The 12,356-nt window shown below is 66.8% G+C and carries 2 protein-coding genes; both read left to right on the top strand.

The window, feature by feature from the left end:
* The coding region (locus tag ACWDTP_RS32930) for an amino acid adenylation domain-containing protein (protein WP_450027416.1) at positions 1-6,290 on the top strand (6,290 nt) is incomplete at its 5' end.
* The coding region (locus ACWDTP_RS32925) for an amino acid adenylation domain-containing protein (RefSeq protein ID WP_450027415.1) at positions 6,287-12,356 on the top strand (6,070 nt) is incomplete at its 3' end. The genes ACWDTP_RS32930 and ACWDTP_RS32925, both read left to right, overlap by 4 nt.

The following is a 12,356-nucleotide window of genomic DNA, read 5'->3' as shown; positions in this document are numbered from 1 at the left end:
GGCGGGCCGATGAGCAGGTCAAGATCCGCGGGTACCGCATCGAACTCGGCGAAATCCAGTCTGCTTTGGCCGATCTGGACGGGGTGGAGCAGGCCGTGGTGATCGCCCGCGAGAAACTGCTCGTCGCCTATATCACCGGGACGGCGGACCCGGCGGCGGCGCGGGCGGCGCTGGCAGAGACGTTGCCAGGTTATATGGTGCCCGCTGCCGTCGTGGTTCTCGATGAGTTGCCACTGACGGTCAACGGGAAACTCGACAAACGTGCCCTGCCCGCACCGGAATACACTGACACCGATCGGTACCGGGCCCCGAACACCGTGGTCGAGGAAATCCTGGCGGGGATCTATGCCCAGGTGCTCGGTGTGGAGCGGGTCGGGGTGGACGATTCGTTCTTCGACCTGGGCGGGGATTCGCTGTCGGCGATGCGCCTGATCGCCGCGATCAACACCAGCCTGGACACCGACCTCGCGGTGCGCGCCCTGTTCGACACCCCCACCGTCGCCCAACTCGCCCCTCTGGTCAACGCGGGTTCGGGCGGACGCGAACCCCTGACCCCACAGCAACGCCCACCTGCGATCCCATTGTCCTATGCACAGCAACGACTCTGGTTCCTGAACCGCTTCGAGGGTGGGGCGGCCACTTACAACATGCCTATCGCGTTCCGGGTCAACGGTGCACTGGACGTGCAGGCGCTAGGGGCGGCTCTCGACGATGTGGTCGGCCGTCATGAGTCGCTGCGCACGGTGTTCGTCGATGTGGATGGTGTGCCGCTACAGAAGGTGTTGCCGCCGCAGACGGGGATGTGGCGGCATGGTGGCTGCGCGGTGGTCTCGGTGTCGGGGCCCGACCAGGAAGACATTCTGGTCGGCGAGCTGACGGCGTTGGCGGGGTATCGATTCGACCTGTCGACAGAAATCCCGTTCCGGGCGCGGATCTATTCGTTGGGCCCCGAGCGTCATGTACTGGGAATTGTACTGCACCACATCGCGTTCGACGGGTGGTCCATGGCTCCGATGGTGCGCGACGTGGCCGGGGCCTACCGGGCCCGCGGGCAGCTCCAAGCGCCGGATTGGGCGCCACTTCCGGTGCAGTATGCCGATTACAGCCTGTGGCAGCGTGCGTACCTCGGCGATGTGGACGACCCGGACAGCCGCATCGCCGGGCAGTTGGCGTATTGGCGGCGAGAGCTGGCCGACGTGCCCGAGGTGGTGGCGCTGCCCACGGACCGGCCCAGACCGCCGGTGCCCAGCTACCGCGGTGACGGGGTGGAGTTCCGGATCGATCCGGAGCTGTGGGCGGGGCTCAAGGCGGTGGCGGCTGTGCACCACGCGACACCGTCGATGGCGTTGCAGGCCGTCGCGGCGGTGGTGTTGCACCGGGCCGGTATCGGTGAGGATGTGGTGCTGGGCACCGCGATCGCAGGGCGGATGGACGCCGCGTTGAACGACCTGGTCGGGTTCTTCGTCAACACCTGGGTGCTGCGGGTCGCGGTCACGTCCGGGCTGCGGTTTGACGAAGTGCTGAATCAGGTGCGGCAGAAGGCACTTGATGCCTACAGCAATCAGGATGTGCCGTTCGAGTTGCTGGTCGAGCAGCTGAACCCGGCTCGTTCGACTTCGCATCATCCGCTGTTCCAGGTGGCGATGGTGTTCCAGAACAACGTGTTGCCCGACGTGTCGCTCGACGGAGCCGATATCGAGCCGGTGTCGGTGCTCACCCGTACCGCCAAGTTCGATCTGGACTTCGACATCCGGGAGGTGCCAGGCGCGGATGCGCCGATGGCCACCGGGGTGCTCACCTATGCCACGGATCTGTTCGACCGGTCCGGCATCGAGCGGTTGGTGGGCTGGTTCGGCCGGGTGATCGAGGCGGTGGTGGCCGATCCGTCGGCGGTGGTCGGTGAGGTGGTTCTGCTCGACCGAGAGGAGCGAGACCTGCTGCTGCACACGTGGTCTGGGTCGGATATCGAGGCTCCGGTGGGGTTGGGGACGGAGTTGCTGGATGCGGCGGTCACCGCCGCTCCGGATGCGGTGGCGGTCATCGACGGAGCACAACAGCTGTCCTATCGCGAGTTGGACGAGGCAGCGAATCGGTTGGCAAGGGTGTTGATCGAGGCGAGGGTGGGACCTGAGCGTGCGGTGGGTGTCGCGACAGGACGGTGCGCCGAGTTGGTGGTGGCATGGTGGGCGGTACTCAAAGCCGGCGGGGTGTACGTTCCGGTGGATCGGGCGCACCCGGCCGAGCGGATCGCCACGATCCTGGATGCCGTCGACGCTGTCTGTGTGCTGACGTGTGGCGCAGACACCGTGGCCGGCGCCGGAGCGCGACCGGTGCTGGACCTCGGCGCACTCGACTGTTCGGGCCGGTGCGCGGATCCCATCGCCGACAGGGATCGCTCGGCTCCGCTCACCGCCGATGACGCCGCGTATGTGATCTTCACGTCGGGGTCTACCGGCACCCCGAAGGGGGTGGCGGTGAGCCATGCCGGACTGTTGGGGGTCGCCGCAGCACAACGTGACCTGTTCGCGCTGAGTGCCCGGTCGCGGGTGCTGATGGTGGCCGCACCGACCTTCGACGCATCCGTGTTCGAGGTAATCCTGGCGGTCGGATCCGCGGCGGCGTCGGTGATCGCACCGGTGGATTCGTATGCCGGGGAGGCGCTGACCGCTTTGGTGCACGACCAGCTGGTCGACGCGGCGGTGATTACCCCGACGGTGTTGGCGACGCTTGACCGGACCAGATTGGACGGACGTCTGACAACACTCCTCACGGCTGGGGAGGCATGCCCGGCGGAGCTGGTGACGGCGTGGGCGCCGGGCCGGGCGATGTTCAACGCGTACGGGCCCACCGAGGCCACGATCTGGTCGACCTGCACGACCCGGTTGTCGGCGGGGCAGGCCGTGGACATCGGCGCACCGATCGCCGGGGTATGCGCGCTGGTGCTCGACGCGCGGCTGAACCCGGTACCGATCGGGGTGGTGGGTGAGTTGTATCTGGCTGGTCCGGCACTGGCGCGGGGCTATGTGGGGCGGCCGGACCTGACCGCAGACAGATTCGTGGCCAACCCCTTTGGACGTCCGGAACTGTCGGGAACACGCATGTATCGGACCGGGGATCTGGTGCGCTGGACCCCGCACGGCGGGCTGGAGTACCTCGGTCGCGCCGATGCGCAGGTCAAGCTGCGCGGGCAGCGTCTGGAGCTGGGCGAGATCGAGAACACCCTGCTGACCTGTCCGCAGGTCAGTTGCGCGGCCGCGGCAGTGTATCGTCGCGACGCCGCCGATCATCTGGTCGCCTACGTGGCGCTGGAACAGGCCAGCACTGCCGATCACGATGTGGAAGTCGTCGATCAGTGGCAGCAGATGTATGACGAACTCTATGACGCCGAGTTCGAAGCCCCCGAGTTCGGCAGCGACTTCCGGGGATGGAACAGCAGCTACACCGGGGAGCCGATCCCGCTCGAACAGATGCTGGAGTGGCGGTCCACCACCGTGGATCGGATCCTGTCGCTGCGTCCACGGCGGGTCCTGGAGATCGGCGCAGGCTCGGGGCTCGTACTGTCACAGGTCGCCCCGCACTGTGAACGCTATGTCGGCACCGACATGTCGGCCGTAGCCGTCGACACCCTGGCGCTCGCACTGACCCGGTGCGAGATTCCATGGCGGGACCGGGTCCAATTACTGGCCCGGCCCGCGCATGTCACCGAAGGGCTGCCGCACGGCTACTTCGACACCATCATTCTCAACTCGGTGATCCAGTACTTCCCCAATGCGGGCTACCTCGGCGAGGTCATCGACCAGGCCGTCGAGTTACTGGCGCCTGGAGGCCGACTGTTCCTCGGCGATGTGCGCAACCACACCCTGCAGGGCGCATTCCAGACCGGCGTCGCGCTCGCGCACAGCACGGATCCCGGCGAGATTCGTCGACGGGTTCAGCGTGCGGTGCTTGGTGATCCCGAATTACTGCTGTCCCCGGAGTTTTTCACGACCTGGGCGTCCGATCACCCGTCGGTGAGCGGGGTGGACATCCAGGTCAAACGCGGCGAATCAGACAATGAGCTGACCCGTTACCGCTACGACGTCGTCATCCACACCGCCCCGACCCCGGTGTGCTCGCTCGTCGCGGCGCCGACCTGGGCGTGGAACGACGGTGCCGGCCTGAGCGGGCTGCACACCGAACTGATGTCGCGTCGCCCGGCGGCGGTGCGGGTCAGCGCGATACCCCGGGCCGGCGTGATCGCCGACGTCGACGCCGAACGGGCATTGGTCGCCGGTCTACCCTCGACCGAGGTCGTCGAGACCACCGATGCCGGTGTCACTCCGGAGCAGGTGTACCGACTCGGTGCGGCGGCCGGATATCGGGTCGCTGTGACCTGGGGTGCCCGGCCCGGCACCGTCGACGCGGTCTTCCTCGCGCGCACCGATGACGGCCCGGATCCGGCGCTGAGCGACCTGTACCTGGCGAGTGCCGGGAATCAGCAGCGGAGCTCGTATGCCAACAATCCCGATGCGAACAGCAAAGTCAACGCGGTGCGCCAGTGGCTGTCAGAGCGGTTGCCCGAGTACATGGTGCCGTCCCAGATCGTGGTGCTCGAGGAGTTCCCACGGACCTCATCCGGCAAGATCGACCGTAAGGTATTGCCGGAACCGGTGTTTGCCGTATCGGCGTTCCGGGCACCACAGACTCCCGTCGAGAAGACGATCGCGCAGGCGTTCGCCGAGGTGCTCGGACTCGAGCAGGTCGGCCTCGACGACGACTTCTTCACCTTGGGCGGCGACTCGTTGACCGCCACCCGGGTGTGCGCACGGCTGCAGTCGGCGCTGGGCCGGGAGGTACCGGTGCGCTATCTGTTCGACGCACCGACCGCCGGTGGCCTGGCAACCTACCTGGACCGGCACGACAGCGACGACGCCCGCCCACCGCTTCGAGTCATGCCACGACCGCCGCATGTCCCGTTGTCGTACGCCCAACAACGCCTGTGGTTCTTCGATCAGCTACAAGGGCCCGCACCGGTTTACAACATGGCGGTGGCGTTGCGGCTGGACGGACACCTGGAGGTGAACGCGCTCGGACAGGCACTGGCCGATGTGGTGGGGCGGCACGAGAGCCTGCGTACCGTGTTCACCCTGGCCCGGGGAGTACCCCAGCAGTCGGTGGTACCACCTGAGCAGGTCCGCCTGTGCTGGCAGGTCGTCGACGCCGCCGGCTGGCCGGCCGACCGGCTACAGCAGGCCATCGGTGAGGTGGCGCGTCACCCGTTCCGGCTGTCTACCGAAATACCATTGCGAGCAACCCTTTTCCGGGTCGGTGAGGACACCAACATACTGGCCGCCGTGGTGCACCACATCGCCGCCGACGGCTGGTCGGTGACGCCGCTGGTGGCCGACCTCGGCGTGGCGTACGCCAGCCGGTGCGCGGGCCGGGATCCCGACTGGAACCCGCTGCCGGTGCAGTATGCCGATTACGCGTTGTGGCAGCGCGAGTATCTGGGTGAGGTCGGCGACCCCGACAGCCGCATCGCCGGGCAGCTGAGCTACTGGCAGGACACGCTGTCCGGGCTGCCCGAACGCCTGCGACTACCCACCGATCGGCCCTATCCGCCGGTGGCCGATTACCGGGGTGCGAGTGTGGCGGTGGACTGGCCGGCCGAACTGCAGCAGCGGATCGCGCAGGTGGCCCGCGAACACAATGCCACCAGTTTCATGGTGGTCCAGGCCGGGCTGGCGCTGCTGTTGTCGAAGCTCGGCTCCAGTTCGGATGTGGCAGTGGGGATAACGGTCGCCGGGCGGGATGATCCGGCGTTGGACGACCTGGTCGGGTTCTTCGTCAACACCTTGGTACTGCGCATCGATCTGACAGGCGATCCGACCATCGCGGAGCTGCTGGAGCAGGTTCGCAGGCGCGGACTGGACGCCTTCGAACACCAGGACGTTCCCTTCGAGGTGCTCGTCGATCAGCTCAAACCGGCCCGGTCGTTGACCCATCACCCACTAGTGCAGGTGATTCTGTCCTGGCAGAACCTGGCCTGGCAGCACAGCGGTGACTCCGCCGCCGGACTGTCCCTGGGGGAGGTGCGGGTCACCCCGATGTCGGCGACCACCCGCACCGCACGCACGGACCTGACCTTCGCCCTGGGCGAGCGTTGGGGTGAAACCGGTGAACCCGCTGGGATCGGAGGGACGGTGGAGTTCCGCACCGATGTCTACGACACGAATACCGTCGAGCGGCTGATCGAGCGGTTGCGCCGGGTGCTGGCGGCGATGACCGCCGAGGTGGGGGGACCGGCATGACCGCGGATCTGAGCCGGCGACTGTCGTCGATGGATTTCCTGGACGCGGATGAGCACGAGGGGCTGGACAGGTGGGGTAACCGGGCGGCGCTGACCAGGCCTGCGGCGGCAGGCGATTCGATTCCGTCGTTGTTCGCGGCGCAGGTGGCGCGCACACCTGAGGCGGTGGCGGTCACGTGTGCTGGCCGCTCGATGTTGTATCGGGAGCTGGATGAGGCGTCGAATCGGTTGGCGCACTTGCTGGCCGGTACCGGGATCGGTCCAGGGCAGTCGGTGGCCCTGCTGTTTCACCGGTCGGCCGAGGCCATCGTGGCGATCCTGGCGGTGCTCAAGGTCGGAGCGGCTTATCTGCCGATCGACCCGGCGCATCCGGATGCCCGGATCGAATTCATGCTCGCCGACGCCGCACCGCGGGCCGCGATCACTACCAGCGGCTTGGCCCGGCGGTTGGACGGGTCGGGCGTGGCGGTGATCGACGTCGATGATCCTCGAAGCGATGCTCAACCCAGCACCGCGTTGCCGCGGCAGCCCGATGATGATGTCGCCTATCTCATCTACACCTCGGGTACCACCGGTATTCCGAAGGGGGTGGCCATCACCCACCGGAGCGTGGCCCGGCTGTTGACGTCCCTGGACGACTGTCTGGAGCTGACCGGGCAGGTGTGGACGCAGTGCCATTCACTGGCCTTCGACTACTCGGTGTGGGAGATCTGGGGTGCGCTGCTGTTCGGTGGACGGCTGGTGGTGGTCTCCGAATCGGTCGCGCGCTCACCCGAAGACCTGCGCGCGGTACTCGTCGACGAGCAGGTGAACATCCTCAGCCAGACCCCGTCGGCGTTCTATGCGCTGCAGGCCGCCGATGCCCTGCTGCCCGAGTCGGAACGCCGGCTGAAGCTGGAGACCGTGGTGTTCGGCGGCGAAGCGCTCGAACCCCAGCGTCTTCGCGCCTGGATGGACAACCATCCGGGATCGCCACGCCTGATCAACATGTACGGCATCACCGAGACGACCGTGCATGCCTCATTCCGTGAGATCGTCGAAGGGGACGCCGACTGCGGCGCCAGCCCCATCGGCGTGCCGCTGGCCCATCTTGCCTTCTTCGTACTGGATCAGTCCCTACAGCCGGTGCCGGTGGGTGTCGTCGGCGAGTTGTATGTGGCTGGTGCCGGGCTGGGCTGCGGATACTGGCGCAGGGGCGGGTTGACCGCGTCGCGGTTCGTGGCATGTCCATTCGGAGGCTCCGGAGCCCGGATGTACCGCTCCGGGGATCTGGCCTCCTGGGGCGGGGATGGGCAACTGCGGTATCTGGGACGGGCCGATGAGCAAGTCAAGATCCGTGGGTATCGCATCGAACTCGGTGAAATTCAGTCCGCCCTGGCTGAATTGGATGGGGTGAAGCAGGCGGCGGTGCTGGCCCGCGAGGATCGCCCCGGCGACAAGCGCCTGGTCGGTTATGTCACCGGAACAGTGGATCCGGGGCAGGTGCGTGCCGGCTTGGTGGAGCGGTTACCGGCATACATGGTGCCTGCGGCGGTGGTGGTGCTCGACGCATTGCCGTTGACGGTCAATGGCAAGCTCGACAGAAAAGCCCTGCCGACACCGGAATACGTCGACGGTGACGCCTACCGCGCCCCGACCACCGCGGTCGAGGAGATCCTGACGGGTATCTACGCCCAGGTGCTGGGGCTGGCGCGGGTCGGGACAGCGGATTCGTTCTTCGATCTCGGCGGCGACTCACTGTCGGCGACGCGGGTGATCAACGCGATCAATACCAGCCTGGACGGCGATCTCGCGGTCCGCGCGATCTTCGAAACGCCCACGGTGGCCCAGCTGGCCATGCGGGTGAGCCCGGGTTCGGGTGGGCGCGAGCCGTTGGTCGCGGCCGATCGGCCCGAAAGGCTGCCACTATCGTATGCGCAACAACGCTTGTGGTTCCTCGCCCAGTTGCAGGGCCCGTCCCCGGTCTACAACATGGCGGTGGCGTTGCGTCTCGACGGCCGGCTTGATGCCGACGCGTTGGGTGCGGCGCTGGCCGATGTGATAGGTCGCCATGAGAGCTTGCGCACCCTGTTCCCCGCGCCCGGTGGCGTGCCCCAACAGAAAGTGGTACCGGCCGAGCAGGCAGACGCCGGATGGCAGGTGGTTGACGCGCAGGAGTGGCCGGCCGACCGACTGCAGGAGGCCGTCGGGACCGTCGCGCGTCATCCGTTCGATCTTGCCGCCGAAATACCGGTCAAGGCAACACTGTTCCGCGTCGCGGACAATGAGCACCTGCTGGTGGCGGTGGTACACCACATCGCCGCCGACGGGGAATCGGTCACCCCGCTGACCCGTGACCTCGGGGCGGCCTACGCCAGCCGTTGTGCGGGGCGCCCCCCGGGTTGGGCGCCGTTGTCGGTGCAGTATGCGGATTTCGCGCTGTGGCAGCGCGCCTACCTCGGAGATCTCGACGACAGCGACAGCCGTTTCGCCACCCAGCTGAGCTACTGGCAGGATGCGCTGGCCGGATTGCCCGAGCGGTTGGAGTTACCGACGGACCGTGCCTATCCGCCGGTCGCCGATCTGCGCGGGGCAAGTGTGCCGGTGGATTGGCCCGCGGAGTTGCAGCTGCAGGTGGCGCGGGTGGCTCGAGAGCATAATGCGACCAGTTTCATGGTGGTTCAGGCTGCCCTGACGGTATTGCTTGCCGAGCTGAGTGCCAGTTCTGATGTCGCGGTAGGTTTCCCGATCGCCGGCCGCGGCGACCCGGCGCTCGATGAGCTCGTCGGGTTCTTCGTCAACACCTTGGTTCTGCGGGTGGATGTGTCGGGCGATCCCACCGTAGCCGACCTGTTGGCCCAGGTGCGCCAGTGTGCCCTTGGTGCCTATGAACATCAGGATGTGCCGTTCGAAGTGGTTGTTGACCGGCTGAACCCGACTCGCAGCCTGACCCACCACCCGATCGTTCAGGTGACATTGGCGTGGCAGAACGTCAGTCACGACACCACAGCCGGTGCCGTCCTCGGCGATGTGGAGATCACCGCGCTGCCCGTGGACACCCGCACCGCCCGGATGGATTTGGTGTTCTCCCTGGGTGAACGGTTCGACGCTGCCGGCGATCCCGCCGGGATCGGCGGGATGGTGGAATACCGCACCGATGTGTTCGACGCTGCCAGCGTCGAAACCCTGACCGCCCGTTTGCAACGGGTGCTGGCGGCCATGACTGCCGACGCCACCCGGAGGTTGTCGTCGGTGGACCTGCTCGGCGCAAACGAACATGTGCTGCTCGGTGAGTTCGGAAACCGGGCGGTATTGACCGAGGCCGTGCCTCCGGTGTCGATTCCCGTCGCGTTCGACCGCCAGCTAGCCCTCGCTCCGGACGCGGTGGCGGTGAGTTCCGCCGCTCGTTCGATGACCTACCGGGAACTCGACGATGAGTCGAATCTGTTGGCATACAAGCTGGTTGATCGCGGCGCCGGCCCGGGACGGTACGTGGCGTTGCTGTTGGAACGCTCGGCAGACGCGATCGTGTCGATCCTGGCAATACTCAAGACCGGTGCGGCCTACCTTCCGCTCGATCCCGCGCATCCCGACGCCAGAATCGAGTTCGTACTCGCAGATGCCGCGCCGACCGCGGTGATCACCAGCACGCGGCTGGCTGACCGGTTGGATACATGCGAGGTGCCGGTCATCGATGTGGCCGACCGCCCGATCGACGGTGCACCGGTGGCGCCGTTGCCGACGACGACGCCGGACGATGCCGCGTACGTCATCTATACCTCGGGCACTACCGGGGTTCCGAAGGGGGTGGCCATCACTCACCAGAACGTCACGCAGCTGATGCTGTCGGATCTCGGCATACCGCCGGGCGGCGCCTGGCCGCTGTGCCATTCGCTGTCTTTCGATGTTTCGGCGTGGGAACTGTGGGGCGCACTGCTGCACGGTGGCCGGGTGGTGGTGGTGCCCGAGGATGTGGTCGCCGCACCGGAGCATTTCCACTCACTGTTGGTTGCCGAACACATCAGCATGTTGACCCTGACCCCATCGGCCGCGGCGATGATCCGGCCGGAGGGTTTGGAAGCGGCGACGTTGATGGTGGCCGGTGAGGCGTGCCCGGCCGATGTGGTGGATGCGTGGGCGCCGGGGCGGGTGATGATCAACGCATACGGTCCGACCGAAACCACCATGGGAGTGACGATGAGCGCTCCGCTACAGGCCGGGTCGGGTGTGGTGCCGATCGGTGTGCCGGTGCCGGGGGCGGCGTTGTTTGTGTTGGATCGGTGGTTGCGGCCGGTGCCGGCGGGTGTGGTGGGTGAGTTGTATGTGGCGGGTCGTGGTGTCGGGGTCGGTTATGTACGCCGCAGCGGGCTGACGTCTTCGCGGTTTGTGGCGTGCCCCTTCGGGTTGCCGGGGGCGCGGATGTATCGGACCGGGGACCTCGCGAAGTGGGGTGCCGATGGCCAGCTGCAGTACCTGGGTCGCGGCGACGAGCAGGTCAAGATCCGCGGTTACCGCATCGAACTCGGCGAAATCCAGTCTGCCCTGGCCGATGTGGACGGGGTGGAGCAGGCGGTGGTGATCGCCCGCGAGGACCGGCCCGGCGACAGGCGGCTGGTGGGTTACGTCACCGGGACAGCAGAACCGGTTCAGATACGCGCCGCGCTTTCTCAGCGGCTGCCGGGCTATCTGGTTCCGGCCGCGGTGGTGGCGCTCGAAGCGTTGCCGTTGACGGTCAACGGGAAACTCGACAAACACGCCCTGCCAACACCGGACTACACCGACACCGGTAGTGAGTATCGCCGCCCGGCGACTCCCACCGAGGAGCTCCTGGTCGGAATCTATGCCAGAGTCCTTGGCCTGGACCGGGTGGGGGTGGACGATTCGTTCTTTGACCTGGGCGGGGATTCGCTGTCGGCGATGCGGCTGATCGCCGCGATCAACACCGTCCTGGACACCGATCTCGCGGTACGGACCCTGTTCGATGCCCCCACAGTGGCGCGGCTGGCGCCGCGCATCGGTGCGGGCTCGGGGGCGCTGCCGTTGAGAGTACAGCAGCGGCCGTCGGTGGTGCCGTTGTCGTACGCGCAGAACCGGATGTGGTTTCTCAACCGGTTCGAGAGTGGGGCAGCCACCTACAACATGCCGACCGCGTATCGGATCAGCGGCCCGTTGGACGTCGCGGCGCTGGAGGCTGCCCTGGCCGATGTGGTGGGTCGTCATGAGAGTTTGCGTACTTTGTTCCCCGCCGTCGATGGGGTGCCGCGGCAAGTGGTGGTACCCGTCGAGGAGGCCGATTTCGGTTGGCAGATCGTTGACGCCGGTGATTGGACGGCGGAACGGTTGGCCGGGGCCGTCGGTGCCGAGGTCAGCCACCGCTTCGACTTGTCCGCCGAAATTCCGTTGCGGGCTATGGTTTTCCGGGTCGATGTGGACGAGTATGTGTTGGTGGCGGTGGTGCATCATATCGCCGCGGACGGTTGGTCGGTCGCGCCGTTGGTGCGCGATCTGGGGGTGGCGTATGCGTGCCGGTGTGGTGGGCAGGCACCGGATTGGGTGCCGTTACCGGTGCAGTACGCCGACTACACGCTGTGGCAGCGCGAGCATCTGGGTGAGCTGGCCGATCCCGACAGTCCGATCTCGGCGCAGGTGGCGTATTGGGAGCAGGCGTTGTACGGCTTGCCGGAGCGGTTGGAGTTGCCGACGGATCGGCCGTATCCGGCGGTGGCCGATTACCGGGGTGCGACGGTGGCGGTGGATTGGCCTGCCGAGTTGCAGCTGCAGGTGGCGCGGTCGGCACGGGAGCACAATGCGACCAGTTTCATGGTGGTACAGGCAGCATTGGCGGTATTGCTGTCGGCGTTGAGTGCCAGTAACGATGTGGCGGTGGGATTTCCGATCGCCGGCCGGCGCGACCCGGCGCTCGATGAGTTGGTGGGGTTCTTCGTCAACACCTTGGTGCTACGGGTCGATGTGAGTGGGAACCCCAGTGTTGCTGAACTGTTGGACCAGGTGCGATCGCGTAGCCTGGCGGCTTTCGAGCATCAGGATGTGCCGTTCGAGGTGTTGGTGGAGCGGCTCAACCCGGCCC

This window comes from Mycobacterium sp. NPDC003449 (genome assembly GCF_053588415.1).
This window is presented reverse-complemented; position numbering and strand designations above follow the sequence as displayed.